Consider the following 13,486-nt stretch of genomic DNA (forward strand, 5'->3'; position numbering starts at 1 on the left):
ACAGCAGCGGGCAGACTGAGAGACATGGCACGATCGTCGCGAGGGGATGACGCAGCATCGGTTGCCACCGTGGGCGCGACAAGCGCGTAGTATCGGGGCGAGCCACAAATCTCACTCATGCCTCGATGAATCTGCGCCCTACCCTGTTGCCCGCGTTGGGCGTGTTCGCCGCTGCCGCCCGCCACCAGAATTTCGCCCACGCCGCCGAAGAACTGCACCTTACCGCCAGCGCAGTCAGCCACCATGTGCGCAAGCTCGAAGCGCTGCTGGGTGCGACCTTGTTCCAGCGGCTACCGCGCGGCGTCAAACTCACCGCCGAAGGCCGCCAGCTGGCCGATGCGGCCACCGCCGCGCTGGCAGAGATCGCTGCGGTGGCAGGCAACCTGCATCCACGCGAAGACGCCATTCCACTTCGGGTCACCACGTTGCGGTCGTTGTCGTACTGCTGGTTATTGCCGCGGTTGCCGCGCTTTTGCCGCGCCTATCCGCATATCCGCATGGACCTGCAATCGGATACGGCCTTTTCGCGTTTCGAAGAAGGCGGCCCGGACCTGGGTATTCGTTATGGCCAAGGCGCTTGGCCCGGGCTAACCTCGCACCATCTGATGGACGACGAGCTGTTCCCCGTGGCCTCGCCGTCGTTGCCGGAAGTGGCTGCACTGCGCACGCCGGCGCAGATCGCGCAATTGCCGTTACTGACCGATATGTCGCCGCAGGGTTGGCGCGACTGGTTCCGCGCAGCCCAGGTCCGCGGCACCACCGTGCCGCCGATGCATACCTTCAACGACAGCACCGACGCGATGCGCGCCGCCGTGTATGGCCTGGGCGCGGTGCTGGCGCGCAAGCACATCGCCCAGCCCTACCTGCAACGTTACGAACTGGTACGCCTGCCCGGCCCCACGCTCAAGGCGCGTTACGCGTACTACATCGTGCACCCCAGCCACCGCGAACTCAGCCCGGCGGCGGCATTGTTCATCGACTGGCTCAAGCGCGAAGCACAGGACGAACGCACCCCGATGCCGGCACTGCCTGCCGAATTGGTGGCGTTGCCGCCGGGCGAAGGCGTGCAGGAGCCGCGTACGCGGCGGCGTTTGCGGCAAGCACCGGCAACGGAATGAAGGAAGCGGCAATCTGGCCTTCGCTAAGAACGGGGCGATCCCGGCCGCTTCCCGGTGCTGGCACGACGCAGCGACGCCGATGGACAGCAAGTGCAGATCGCACTGGGCGCCGACGACAACCATCTGCGCTTCCGCTCGTCGGCTGCATTGCGGCGGGTCGGCACGCACGAGATCGCGCTGACCATGGCCACACGGGTGAGCTGCCGCAACATCCATCATGCGCATCACCATGACGTCATGCCGACGATGCTGCGCGCCGCAGTAGGCCGCGCGTTGCATGCCGAGCCCCTCACAAGCCAGGCATGGCCGGCACAGCCCGCGTGACGCAAGCAACGCACACCATCACCTCGTTTTGTCCTCGCGATGCCTAGGCTTGATGTCCCCAATCCACAGGACATTCCCATGCCTACCCTCCGCATGCGCATCACCGGCATCGACGACGACGCGCGTGCCATTGCCAACCTGCTGCAAAGCATCGACGGCATCGAGCACGTGGAAGAAGTGGACGATCTGATGCCGCACCTGGACGACGAAGATTCCAGCTCGGCAGGCCTGTCGGACGACGAAGGTCCGGGCAGCCACGAGTTCGAAGTGGAAGCCGGCAATGAGGCCACCGCGCAGAAGGTCCGCGACGCGGTGCAAGAACTGGCACTGCAGCTGGACGTGTTTGTGGAATACGAAGTCGACGAAGGTTGAGCCGGGCTCAGCCTACGTGCGGCCACAGTGCTGCATCGCTGGATCGCACGTGATGCCGTGATGCGTCCTGCTGCGTCTGGGCATGCCGCCAAGCCTCTCAAGCGACGTGCGACCCAGCACCAACGACGCACGCCGCATGCAATGGCAAGTTGGATGACCACGCAGCTGCACGGCAGGGCCGCGCAGCTGCGGTGCCTCAGGACATCCGGCGCCGACGTACGCGCCAGCGCCATGCCTGCAGCAGCAACCAGCCGGCGATCAGTGCGAGCGCAGCCACCGGCAACAGCGCCGCCACCGCGCGGATGACGAATGCCACGCTGCTGGAAAATACCTCGCCGAACTCGGCGGCGGCTTCTGCGATCTCGCCCCTGCCCTGCGCGCCACCGGTACTGCGGAAATTGAGCGTCAGCAACTGCGTGCGCACCCGGCGTTGCTGCTGCGCGGCCTGCTGCTGGGTCTGCTGCGCTTCGGCTTCGATCTCGGCCAGCCGCTTGGACAAGGCCAGCAGATCGGTCACCGCCAGATCGCGGCGCTGCTGCAATTCCAGCAGGCGCGCATGCTCTTTCTGCAATCGCGCCTGCGCCAGGCTGGTGTCGGCGATCTGCTGCGCCAGATCTTCGGCCCGGGTGCTACGCGCGGCGACATCGCCGTGCTGGCCGGCCAACTGCACCACGGGTTCGATCCCGTCCGGTGCCAGCCGTACGCTGACGCGCCCACTGGGATCGCGCCCGCCTTCCTGCTCGACCGCCAGCAAGGCGCAATCGCCGAACTGCGCGCCCTGGCAGGCAGTGCGTATCGCGGCGATGCGCTGGCCGATCTGGTCTGCAGGCAGCTCGATGCGCACATCGTGCTCGTAGGCCAAGGCATTGCCCTGCGCGGCGGGCGGTGCCGGCGCCGCAGCGCCGCCGTCGGCCGCCATCTCTGCGCGATGCTTTGCACACCCGCACAGCGCCCATCCCAGCAGCATGGCCGTGGCATACCGCTGCATGGCGCGGCTCATCGGCTGGCCCCGTCGACTGCATGCACCTGCAGCCCGGCAAGATCCAGGGCCGGCAGGCAACGCACGTTGACCGCGACGCCCATTGCGCCGGTCTTGGGGTTGAGGCCCTCGCTGAAGGGCGCGATCCCGCACTGCGGGCGATCGTGGTGACCGAGGTGGTGCTGATTGAAGCGGTAGCTGCCGAGAGCTTGCGGCACGGCCTGAAGCTGCAGCTGCGTACGCGCGCCGAACCAGAGCAAACCGCCGCGGCGGCGACACAGCGAACAGTTGCAGTCGTAGACCTCGGTGATGGGCGCTTCGGTCTGCAGATCGAACGCGATGCGTCCGCAATGACAGCTACCGGCATAGTGCATGTGATCCTCCTTGGGACAGGCCACCGTGCGGGTGGCAAGCATGATGTTGCGTGTACGCGCCGCCTGGGTAGCGAGGCGACGCCCGGGAACAGGAGTGTACGAAGGATCGCGCCCGCAACGTGCACCCGTCGTGTGCCCCGGGCGATCGCGCCACTGCACGGCTGGCAGGATCGGAGCGGCCACCCACACGTGAGGCTCTGTCAGGGAACATGGAGGGCGCGCAGAAGCCCGGTGCAAGCGGCACAAGCTGGTCCAGGCCTCGGCCACGCCCGCCTGGCGGTGAGCGCCGTCGACTTATTGGCTGCCCTACACCAATGGCGGATGCGCCCGCGCGCGCAGATGCCTATGCTGGCGGTTTGATTCCACCAGGACCCACGATGCGTCAACGCCTGCTTGTCCTCGCCCTGCTCACCGGCCTCACCGCCTGCCAGCAACAGCCCCAATCGCCGCGCGCCGATGCAACCGCGCCTGCCGCCAACCAAGCACAGACCCCGAATGCGCGCTTTGCCGCATTATCCAAGCAGGCCCTGGACACCTGGATGCAGCTGTCGCCGGTGACCGCCACCCAGACCGGCGACCACCGCTTCGATGCGCAGATCGACGACCTGAGCGCCGGCGGCCGTCAGCGCAGCGTGGACGCGGGCAAGAAGCTGCTGGCCACCCTGGATGCGATCGAGGTAGCCAAGCTCTCGCGCGAGAACCAGGTGGATGCGGCCATTCTGCGCAATCAACTGCAATCGGAGATCTGGAACACCGAGGTGCTGCAAAGCTGGGCCTGGGACCCGCAGGTCTACAACGGCCTGGCCGGCAGCGCGCTGTACAGCCTGATGGCGCGCGAATTCGCGCCGCTGCCCGAGCGCCTGACCGCGGCCACCCAGCGCATGGAAAAGATCCCGAGCATCTTTGCGCAGGCACGCGAGAACCTGGATCCGGCGCGCGTGCCGAAGATCCATGCCGAAACGGTGGCCAAGCAGAACAAGGGCATCCTGAGCATCGTCGACAGCTTCATCGCCCCCAACATCAGCCAGCTTGGCCCGATCGAGGCGGCGCGTGCGCAGGCGGCCATCGACAACCTGCGCAAGGCAGTGGCCGAGCAGCAGACCTGGCTGGACACCGTGCTGGTGCCCAATGCCAAGGGCGACTTCCGCATCGGTGCGGAAAAATACGACCAGAAGCTGAAATTCGCGCTGCTGTCGTCACTGTCGCGTGCCGATATCAAACAGCGTGCCGAATCCGAGCTCAAGCGCGTGCGCAGCGACATGTACCGGATCGCGCGCACCGTGCTCAAGGACACGCCCGGCGCGCCCAAGTTGCCCGAATCGCCCAACGACGACCAGCAGCAGGCGGCAATCGAAGCGGCCCTGGAACTGGCGTATGCCGACAAGCCGGCGCGCGACAAGGTCGTAGACGCGGCCAAGGCGGCGCTGGCCCAATCGACCGAATTCGTGCGACAGAAGGATTTGATGACGCTGCCCGATTCGCCGGTGGACATCATTCTGATGCCGGAATTCCAGCGTGGCGTGGCGGTTGCGTATTGCGATTCGCCCGGCCCGCTCGACAAGAACCTGAAGACGTTCTACGCGGTGTCGCCGATTCCCGACGACTGGAACGACAAACAGGTCGATTCGTTCCTGCGCGAATACAACACCCGCATGATCCAGCTGCTCAGCATCCATGAGGGCACGCCGGGGCACTACCTGGAAGGCTGGCATTCGGCCAAGTTCCCCTCCACGCTGCGCGCGGTGCTGCGTTCGGGCATGTTCGCCGAAGGCTGGGCGGTATACACCGAGCGCATGATGCAGGAGCAGGGCTACCTGGATAACGACCCGCTGTTCCATCTGGTGCAGCTCAAGTTCTACCTGCGCACCATTGCCAATGCCATTCTCGACCAGGGCGTGCATGTGGACGGCTGGGATCGCGACAGGGCGATGCACCTGATGACCCACGACACCTTCCAGCAGGAAAGCGAAGCCTCAGGCAAGTGGGTGCGTGCGCAGCTCTCCTCCGCGCAGCTCCCGACCTACTTCGTCGGCGTGCAGGAACATCTGGACACGCGCAAGGCGGTACAGGACAAGCTCGGCGAGACGTTCAACCTGAAGGCCTATCACGACAAGATGCTGTCGTACGGCGCCCCGCCGGTACGCTTCGCCCGCGAGCTGATGCTGGATCAGCCGATCGAGTGAGCAGGCTCGCTTCTCCTTCTGGGACATTGCCCCCCTTCATGGGGGAGAAAGTACCCCGCAGGGGCGGATGAGGGTGCGGGCGCAGCCTCGTGTGGCTAACGGAGGACGCACCGTCTTTGTGCAAATTCAACCGACAAAAAAGCGCTGCGTCATCCAACCTTGCGAGTGGCTTCGCCCCGTACCCTCACCCCAACCCCTCTCCCGCAGGAGAGGGGCTTGGATCCTTGCTGATTTCCCTTGGCAAGTTTCAAGCCGTACCAATGCAGTCGCGTGTCCTCACGCGTCGCTTTTTTTGTCACGCATCCGCCGCAACGAATCCGCCGGTCTGCCGCGCCCACAACCGCGCATACAGGCCGCCATGCGCGATCAGTTCCGCATGCGTGCCTGTCTCGACGATGCGCCCGCCGTCCATCACCACCAGCCGGTCCATCCGTGCGATGGTCGAAAGACGATGCGCAATCGCAATCACGGTCTTGTTGCCCATCAACGCGTCCAGGCTGTCCTGGATGGCGGCCTCCACTTCCGAATCCAGCGCCGAGGTGGCTTCGTCCAGAATCAGGATCGGCGCGTCCTTCAGCAACACCCGCGCAATGGCGATGCGCTGGCGCTGACCGCCGGAGAGCTTGACCCCGCGCTCGCCCACATGCGCATCGAAACCGCGGCGGCCTTCGCCATCGATCAGCGTGTCGATGAAGCTGTCGGCGCGGGCCTTGCGCACGGCGTCGAGAAGTTGCGCCTCGCTGGCCTGCGGCCGCCCGTACAGCAGGTTATCGCGGATCGAACGATGCAATAGCAAGATGTCCTGCGTCACCAGGCCGATCTGTCCACGCAGGCTCTCCTGCGTCACGGTTGTGATGTCCTGTCCGTCGATCAGGATCCGGCCCTGCTCCAGGTCGTACAGTCGCAGCAACACATTGACCAGGGTGGATTTGCCGGCACCGGACGGCCCGACCAGGCCGATCTTCTCGCCGGCACGCACTTGCAGGTCCAGCCCGGCAATCACCCCACCGCGCTTGCCGTAATGGAAATGGATGTGCTCGAACCGTACCTGCCCCTGCGTTACCTGCAGCGGCACCGCATCGGCTGCATCCTGCACCTGCACCGGCTGCGAGATGGTCTGCATGCCGTCCTGCACGGTGCCGATGTCCTCGAAAATGCCGTTGACCGTCCACATGATCCAGCCGGACATGTTGTGGATACGGATCACCAGACCGGTCGCCAGGGTGATCGCGCCCACGCTGATCTGGCCGCGGCTCCACAGCCACAGCGCCAGCGCGCAGGTCCCCACGATCAAGAAGCCGTTCGCCACTGCGATGGCGGTGTCCATGGCGGTGGTCACCCGGGTCTGCCCGCGGTGCTTCACTGCCAGCTCGTCGATGGCATCGCGCACATACGCCTGTTCGCGGCCGGCATGGGCGAACAACTTGAGCGTGGAAATATTGGTATAGCCATCGACGATGCGGCCGGTCGCCTTGGAGCGCGCGTCCGATGCAACCCATGCGCGCGCCTTCATGCGCGGCACGAAGAACGCCATCAGCGCCACGTACACCACCAGCCAGAGCAGCAGCGGCGCCATCAGCCAGGGGTCTGCCTGCGCGAACAACCACAGTGCACTGCCGGTGTAGACCACGATGTACCACAGCGCATCCACCATCTGCACGGCCGATTCGCGCAGCGAGGTGCCGGTCTGCATCACCCGGTTGGCGATGCGCCCGGCAAAATCGTTGTTGAAGAAACCCAGGCTCTGGCGCACCACGTAGTTGTGCATCAGCCAGCGCGAACGGTTGCTCAGGCCCGGCACGATCGCCTGGTTGACCAGCAGATTGTGCAGGCCGGTGAAAAGCGGCCTTGCCACCAAGGTGATCACCGCCATCCAGGTCAGTTCGCCCGCATGCTGCCGGAAAAAGTCCGGCCCTGGCTTGCCGGCAAGCATGTCGACGATGCGGCCGAGGAAGTCGAACATCGCCACTTCCACCAGCGCCAGCAGCAGCCCGGCGATCAACGTGGCCAGCAGGATCGGCCACAACGGCCGCAGATAATGCAGATAAAAGCGCCACACGCTGCGTGGCGGCATCTCCCGCTCGATGGGCGGGAAAATATCGATCAGGGACTCGAACCAGCGGAACATTGCGCAGACTTCGGAAACACCGGGATCTCAGGCTAGCCGATCGGGCGTCAAGCCGCAGTGGCGCTGGTCGGCACGCGCGGCCTGATCAGGCCACGCAAGGCGTCAAGCCCTGGCGAGGAGAACAAGAGGCGAGGTTTGCAGCGCCTTCGCCCATGAGGCGCCCACCGCTATCACTCGCGCACGCGCGCAAGCAAGCGATTGACCTCTGCCAGATCGAAATGCCCGGGCTCGAAGCGCCCGCCCAAGGTCGCCAATTCCTGCACATGCTGCGGATGGTCCGGGTCGGCGATGATCTGCACCAGCGCCTGATAATCCGCAATACCGCCACTGCTATCTGGCGGGCAGGCATGGGCCCCGTCCACGCAGCGCGCTACGCGCAGACTCGCATCTGGCGGCAACAGCGCTTCCACTTGCAGGCGATGCTGCCAGCCAGGGCCGGCGCCGTAGAAGTAATCGAAGCCCTTAAGTTCGCCCACCGCGCTTTCCAGCGTGACACGCCCGGCGTGCTTGAGCCGGGGGCGCTCGGGCACATCCAGCCCGGATTCGCCATAACGCCCGCCGCCGAAGTCGAACTCGTACGGATGGGCGCCATTCCAGCCCATTACCGGCTGCAACACGCGATGCAGCGTGGCCAGGCGTACTGCGCCCGACACCAGCAGGCGCCGCCAGATCGGCGGCGCACTGCCGGTCAATGCCACATGCAGTTGATACACCGGCGCAGGTGACTGCAGCGCTTGCTGAGCGGATTTCTTTTTTGCCTTGGTCATCGTGTCGTGCATTCGTCTGCCTGTTATCAGTATGGCGTGCGAGGCAGGCGAATGCAGACGCTGTTTAGATCAGCGATAAAACAACAGCGCAACCGCCAGGCGGGCGCGGCTGGTGCCCGGGTCGGGATGTACCGCTTGTACATCCCGGTTCCGAGTGCCCCGGCCACGCCCGCGTGACCATCGCTCGCCACGGTTTGTTCGCCACGCTCAGGCACTGCGGCGCAGGCGCAAACCGAACAGCAGGTCATACAGGATCGGAATCAGGCCCAGCGTCACCAGCGTGCCCAACGCCAACCCACCGATCATGGTGATGGCCATGCCCGTCCATAGCGGGCCCGCAAACAGCATCAGCGGCACCAGGCCAACGATGCAGGTGAGCTTGGTCATGACGATCGGGCGCAACCGTTTGACCGCGGCAGCCACCACCGCTTCGCGGCGCGGCAGGCCATCGGCAAGTTCGGCTTCGATGCGCTCCAGCAGCAACACCGCGTTGTTGACGATGATGCCGGCCAGCGCCAGCAAGCCGAAGGTCGCCATGAAGCCGAATGGGTAACCGGTCATCACCAGCGCCAGGGCCGCACCGATCAACACGAACGGCACCGCCGACAGCACGATGAACAACTTGCGGAACGAGTTGAACTGCCAGACGAACAGCAACAGGATCGCGCCCAGCGCATGCGGCATGTAGTGCAGCAAGGCCTGATTGGCTTCGGCCGAATCTTCCAGCTCGCCACCAATCTCCACGCGGTAGCCGGGCGGCAATTTGAGCGCGGCGATTGGCGCCGACAACCGTTCGACGATCTCGGTCGCGGTCAGTTGCGGGTTGCGTGCGGTCACGGTGATGGCACGGCTGAGATTGCGCCGCTGGATCGCCGACGGCTCGCTGTCGCGCAGCACCGTGGCGACCGCCGCCAACGGTACCGGTGCGCCGCCTGCCTGCGGGTACACCAACGTATCGGCGGGATTGCCGTTGGCGGCACGCTCGTCGGTGCTGCCGCGCACGACAACCGGCACACCGGTGCCATCGTCGCGGATCAACGTGGCATCCACACCGCTGTATCGCCCCTGCAATGCCTGCGCAATGTCTTCGCTGCTGACACCGGCGCGGCGGGCCTTGAGCTGGTCCACCTGCACCACATAGCGCGGAATGCGCGCCTGCCAATCGTCCTGCACGTCCACGGTGCCCGGCACGGCCCGCAAGGCCCTGGCAATCGCAGCAGCGCTGCTGCGCAGGACCGCCTCGTCCGGACCCACCACGCGATACACCGCCATCCCGGCTTCGGTGGCGCCCAGCGAAAAGCGTTTGGGCTCGGCGCGCAGCGCGGGGAAGTGGCTACGCACATGCGAGCGCACCCGTGCGATCACCGCATCGATGTCGGTATCCGGCCGCACGCTGACCGTGAAGTACGCCTGGTTGGCCGCCGGCAGCGGCGGGTTCAGGCCCAGCACGATGCGCGGCCCGCCATCGGCAACATACCCGATGCTGTCCACCACCTCGGGGTTGGCGTGGCGGTCGCCCAACCAGCGGCTGAGTTCACTCACCGTGCGCAGGGTCTGGCGTGCATCGCTGCCGGCTTGCAATGTCACCGGCATCTGGAACTGCAGGCGGTCGGACTTGGGCAGGAAATCGTATGGAATGGACACCAGCACCGTGACCGCTACCGCCAGCATCGCCGTCATCGCACCGATGAACAGCAGCTTGTGCTGCAGCACGCGTTCGATCACGCGGCGGTAGCCGCGATAGAACCGCGATTCGGCTGCGTCGCTGTTCTTGGTGACATGCACCTTGGCGAAGTACATGCACAGCAGCGGCGTCACCGTGATGCTCAGCAACCACGACCCCAGCAGCGTCACGCCGAGCACGGTGGCCAGCGAGCGCAGATATTCGTTGGTGCTGGTCTGGCCGAAGAAGAACGGCGAGAACGCCAGCACGATGACCAACGACGAGGTCAGCAAGGGTGTCGCCAACGTCCGGCCCGCATCGATACAGGCCTGGCGGCGTTCCTCGCCGGCCACCAGACGGCGCTCGATGTCTTCGGCAATCACGATGCCGTTGTCCACCAACAAGCCCAGCGCAAGAATAATGGCGGCAATCGAGACCGTTTGCAGCTCCACGTTCAGCACACGCATGACGATCAACGAGGCGAAGATGGTCAACGGCACGATCGCGCCGACGATCAACCCGGTGCGCCAGCCCAGAAACAGCATCACCACCGCCATGACGATGACGATGGTCTCGCCCATGACGTGATGCATCTTGCCCATCTCGCGCTCGACCACATCGGCCTGGAAGCTCACCACGTGCTGGGTGAAGCCGACAGGCAGCTCGTGTGCGGTGTCGTCGAGCTTGGCGCGCAGCGCCTTGCCGAAGTCGGCGATATTGCTGCCCGGCTGCATCGAGACCGAGACCACCACTGCCGGCTGGCCCTGGTACACGGCCGCGCTTTGCGGCGGGTCGGCCGGCATCACCTGCACCTGTGCCAGTTCGCCCAGGGTCACTTCGCGGGCACCGCCGGCAGGCGCGCCAGGCACGCTCAGCAACACGCCACGCAACTGCTCGGGCGTGCGGATTTCGCCGGACGTAGCCACGGTCAGCGCCAGCCCGGACACCGCGACCTGCCCACCGGAACCCACCACATTCTGCGCGCGCAACTGCGCCATGACGCTGGACGGCGTCAAGCCGCTCGCCAGCAACCGCGCACGGTCAAACGACACGTACACCGATTCGTCCTGCAGGCCATACAACTTCACCTGCTCCACGCCGGGCAGGGCGTACAGCTGTTCGCGCATGCGCCGCAACGGGCCGCGCATTTCGCTCATCGAAAAGCCCGGTGCGGTCACCGCGATCGACGCCACCGACACGCGCCCGAAGTCGTCGTCGACAAAGGGACCAAGGGTGCCCGCAGGCAATTGCGCGCCGGCCTCTGCGGCCTTGGCGCGCACGCGCTGCCAGAGCGCCGGCAGATCCTGCACATCGTCATAGGCGGTCAGCTGCACGATCGCGCTGCCCGGATGCACCGTGGTGACGATGCGCTTGATGCCGGCCAGCTCGCGCAAACGCTCCTCCACCGGTCGCGCCAGCAGGTTCTCCACCTGTTCGCTGGGCATGCCCGGATAGGCCACCGACACCAGCGTGTCGCGCACGGTCACCGACGGTTCTTCCTGCGATGGGAAACCGAGAAACGCCACGATGCCGCCGATCAGGATCATCGCTGCGGCAAACAATGTCAGGCGGCTCGAGCGCATCGCCATCTGGGTCAGCTTCATGGCGTGCGACCTCCGCTCAACTGCGTCTGCGCCTGCAGTGGCGTCACCGGCTGGCCGTTCACCAAGAAGCCCACGCCGGCGCTCACCACCTGCTCGCCTGCACGCAGCCCGCGCAGAATCTGCACGCGCTCGCCGACGATCGTTCCCAGGTCGACCGCGCGTTCGATCACGGCCCGCGTTGCCGGCTGGTAAACGAACACGCTGGCCTGTTGCCGGTTGAGCCGGGGCAATACCGCCGACAACGGCACACTCGGCGTGGAAGCGGCAGGCGTCGGCAGCGTCAGCATCACGCTGTCGCCGCTGCGCAGCGAAGGCGCGGCGCCGAACGGTTCCAGCAAGGCCTGTACCGTCGTGGCATTGTCCAGGCGGCTGGAAAGACTGCGCAGACGCAGTTCGACCGGCGCGTCGCCCGCATCCACCACGCGGGCATGCACGGTTTGCCCTGGCACCAGACCGGCACCGGCAGTTGCCGGCAGCGTGGCGACCAGTTGCACATGGCCCTGCCCTTCCACCTGCAGCACCGTCTGCCCTGCCGCCACATCGGCCTGCGGTTGTTGCAGGCGCGCCACCACGCTGCCATCGAAGGGCGCGCGGAGCTCGCCCAGACGCATGCCGCGGCGCGCCATGGCCAGGTCGGCCCTGGCCACCTGCAGCTGCGCGGCGGCCGCATCTGCAGCCGCGCGCGCGGCAGTCAAGGTGGCGTTGGAACTGGCACCGTCATCGAACATTGCCTGTTGCTGGCGCAATTGCAGCTGCCGTTCGCCGGACTGCGCCAGTGCCGCGCGCACGTTGGCATCGGCCTGCTGTTCGTGCAGGCGCAGCGGTTCATCGTCCAGCCGTGCCAGCAGTTGCCCGCGGGTCACCCGGTCGCCGACCTCCACCAGCACTGCCGACAGACGGCCTGCCCCTTCGAACCCCAGCTCGGCGCGTTGTTCCTGGCGCACCAGCGACGGCACCTGCAGCGGGTTATCGCTCCCTTTGCCGAAGCGCTCCAGCTTCACCGCGCGCGGTGTCTCGGTGGCCGGCGCATCCGGCCCACTGCATGCGGCCAGTCCCAGCAGCAATGTGCCGCACACCAGGCCGCGATAAAACATCGTCATCATTCGATCCCCCGGTGTATGCCGCTCAGCGGCTGTAGGTCAATGCGAGATTGCCGCTCACCACGCTGCGGCGTGCCACCAGCGGGCTGTCTTCGGCGTTGTCCAGGTAGCGCGTTCCGGTGACCCCCACCGTGGTGGCCCAGTGCTCGCCCAGCGAGTGCGTCCAGCTGCCACCTACCGCGGCGGCATACGCACCGGACCCGGCATTGAAGGCGGCAAAGCGGGTGCGCGCGGCTTGCGCATCGCTGACGCCGAAGTAAGCCTGATTGAAGCGGCGGTCGCCGCCATGCACGTCCAGGTCCAGGGTGACCGTGTCGTTGGCGCTATGCAGCAGGGTGAACTCCATCCCGGCGCGATAGCGGTTGCGGCGCGCAGCATCCTTGAGCGTGAATTCCGCCTCCGCATTGACGTTCATGTAGGGCGTCACTTGCTGCATCACCAGCGTGCGCGACGTCACCGAGCCAGGCACATCGCCCATGCCGGCCAGCAGGCGCGAGCCCGGCCGCCAGTTGCTGTCGCTTTGCAGCCGTCCCAGGTCGTAATACAGCGATTGCGATATGTAGAAACCGAACTTGCTCTGGAATTGCAGGCCGCCGCCGCGGGAGGTGTCGAAGAACAGCACGCCGCGCTGCACCACCAGCACCGGGTTGAATTGCACGCGCGCGCGCTCGGCGCCGGCATACTCCGGCGTGGCAACCGCTGCGGCGCCTGCCGTGATTTCAGTGCGGTCTCCCAGCAGGCGCGAACTCCCGGTCAGATCGGTTTGTGCGTGCGCGACGCACGGAATGGCGCTCATGCAGGCAAGGACGCCGGCGCGAACGGCATGGTTGCCACGCAGGCGATTGAAGGACGATACGTTCATCGAAGGTCTCCG

General features: G+C 65.9%; 11 protein-coding genes and 1 other RNA gene. 5 read left to right on the plus strand and 7 right to left on the minus strand.

Annotation, left to right across the window (positions count from 1 at the left end):
• Positions 1-125: 125 nt before the first annotated feature.
• The 3 genes from F7R02_RS01205 to F7R02_RS01215 all read left to right on the plus strand — a co-directional run bounded on the left by F7R02_RS01205 (position 126) and on the right by F7R02_RS01215 (position 1,814).
• Positions 126-1,118 carry a LysR substrate-binding domain-containing protein gene (locus F7R02_RS01205; protein WP_003487609.1) on the plus strand — a complete coding sequence of 331 codons (993 nt, stop codon included), beginning with the start codon at positions 126-128 and terminating at the stop codon, positions 1,116-1,118.
• A gap of 90 nt (positions 1,119-1,208) precedes the next feature.
• Positions 1,209-1,442, plus strand: coding sequence for a hypothetical protein (locus tag F7R02_RS01210; RefSeq protein WP_026006913.1), 234 nt, complete (start codon positions 1,209-1,211; stop codon positions 1,440-1,442).
• 78 nt (positions 1,443-1,520) lie between these two features.
• On the plus strand, positions 1,521-1,814 hold the full coding sequence (locus F7R02_RS01215) for a hypothetical protein (protein ID WP_078591170.1): 294 nt from the start codon (positions 1,521-1,523) through the stop codon (positions 1,812-1,814).
• Positions 1,815-2,010: 196 nt separating this feature from the next.
• Here the strand turns inward: F7R02_RS01215 and F7R02_RS01220 are convergent, their stop codons facing one another.
• A complete protein-coding gene (locus F7R02_RS01220) occupies positions 2,011-2,814 on the minus strand; it encodes a DUF4349 domain-containing protein (protein ID WP_078567902.1) in 804 nt (267 codons plus the stop codon).
• The gene (locus F7R02_RS01225; protein WP_078517863.1) at positions 2,811-3,209 is read right to left on the minus strand and encodes a GFA family protein; all 399 of its coding nucleotides are present in this window, start codon (positions 3,207-3,209) and stop codon (positions 2,811-2,813) included. The genes F7R02_RS01220 and F7R02_RS01225 overlap by 4 nt, the downstream gene beginning before the upstream one ends.
• A gap of 335 nt (positions 3,210-3,544) precedes the next feature.
• Between F7R02_RS01225 and F7R02_RS01230 the strand changes: the two genes are divergently transcribed.
• Positions 3,545-5,350 (plus strand): DUF885 domain-containing protein, encoded by a 1,806-nt coding sequence (locus tag F7R02_RS01230; RefSeq protein ID WP_078591169.1) that lies wholly within the window; start codon positions 3,545-3,547, stop codon positions 5,348-5,350.
• A 295-nt stretch (positions 5,351-5,645) separates the two neighbouring features.
• On the opposite strand, the gene F7R02_RS01235 is transcribed toward F7R02_RS01230, so the two are convergent.
• Together F7R02_RS01235 and F7R02_RS01240 are read right to left on the minus strand one after the other, a co-directional pair.
• On the minus strand, positions 5,646-7,478 hold the full coding sequence (locus tag F7R02_RS01235; protein WP_078591168.1) for an ABC transporter ATP-binding protein: 1,833 nt from the start codon (positions 7,476-7,478) through the stop codon (positions 5,646-5,648).
• A gap of 170 nt (positions 7,479-7,648) precedes the next feature.
• Positions 7,649-8,245, minus strand: coding sequence for a plasmid pRiA4b ORF-3 family protein (locus tag F7R02_RS01240; RefSeq protein WP_033479122.1), 597 nt, complete (start codon positions 8,243-8,245; stop codon positions 7,649-7,651).
• A 126-nt stretch (positions 8,246-8,371) separates the two neighbouring features.
• Between F7R02_RS01240 and F7R02_RS01245 the strand changes: the two genes are divergently transcribed.
• Positions 8,372-8,448, plus strand: a non-coding RNA gene (locus F7R02_RS01245) — sX9 sRNA.
• 4 nt (positions 8,449-8,452) lie between these two features.
• Here the strand turns inward: F7R02_RS01245 and F7R02_RS01250 are convergent.
• The 3 genes from F7R02_RS01250 to F7R02_RS01260 are packed head-to-tail and all read right to left on the minus strand — an operon-like array spanning position 8,453 to position 13,474.
• A complete protein-coding gene (locus tag F7R02_RS01250) occupies positions 8,453-11,512 on the minus strand; it encodes an efflux RND transporter permease subunit (protein ID WP_078591167.1) in 3,060 nt (1,019 codons plus the stop codon).
• Positions 11,509-12,615 (minus strand): efflux RND transporter periplasmic adaptor subunit, encoded by a 1,107-nt coding sequence (locus F7R02_RS01255; RefSeq protein ID WP_078591166.1) that lies wholly within the window; start codon positions 12,613-12,615, stop codon positions 11,509-11,511. Before F7R02_RS01255 ends, F7R02_RS01250 begins: the two co-directional genes overlap by 4 nt.
• Before the next feature lie 22 nt (positions 12,616-12,637).
• Positions 12,638-13,474: a MipA/OmpV family protein gene (locus tag F7R02_RS01260; RefSeq protein WP_078591165.1), complete on the minus strand. Its 837-nt coding sequence runs from the start codon at positions 13,472-13,474 to the stop codon at positions 12,638-12,640.
• Positions 13,475-13,486 lie beyond the last annotated feature (12 nt).

It is taken from the genome of Xanthomonas cissicola (genome assembly GCF_008801575.1).
GTDB lineage: Bacteria > Pseudomonadota > Gammaproteobacteria > Xanthomonadales > Xanthomonadaceae > Xanthomonas > Xanthomonas cissicola.

Coding starts and splice junctions, on each gene's coding strand:
- F7R02_RS01205 (WP_003487609.1), top strand. CDS start 126: ATGAATCTGCGCCCTACCCTGTTGCCCGCGTTGGGCGTGTTCGCCGCT.
- F7R02_RS01215 (WP_078591170.1), top strand. CDS start 1,521: ATGCCTACCCTCCGCATGCGCATCACCGGCATCGACGACGACGCGCGT.
- F7R02_RS01220 (WP_078567902.1), bottom strand. CDS start 2,814: ATGAGCCGCGCCATGCAGCGGTATGCCACGGCCATGCTGCTGGGATGG.
- F7R02_RS01225 (WP_078517863.1), bottom strand. CDS start 3,209: ATGCTTGCCACCCGCACGGTGGCCTGTCCCAAGGAGGATCACATGCAC.
- F7R02_RS01230 (WP_078591169.1), top strand. CDS start 3,545: ATGCGTCAACGCCTGCTTGTCCTCGCCCTGCTCACCGGCCTCACCGCC.
- F7R02_RS01235 (WP_078591168.1), bottom strand. CDS start 7,478: ATGTTCCGCTGGTTCGAGTCCCTGATCGATATTTTCCCGCCCATCGAG.
- F7R02_RS01240 (WP_033479122.1), bottom strand. CDS start 8,245: ATGACCAAGGCAAAAAAGAAATCCGCTCAGCAAGCGCTGCAGTCACCT.
- F7R02_RS01250 (WP_078591167.1), bottom strand. CDS start 11,512: ATGAAGCTGACCCAGATGGCGATGCGCTCGAGCCGCCTGACATTGTTT.
- F7R02_RS01255 (WP_078591166.1), bottom strand. CDS start 12,615: ATGATGACGATGTTTTATCGCGGCCTGGTGTGCGGCACATTGCTGCTG.
- F7R02_RS01260 (WP_078591165.1), bottom strand. CDS start 13,474: ATGAACGTATCGTCCTTCAATCGCCTGCGTGGCAACCATGCCGTTCGC.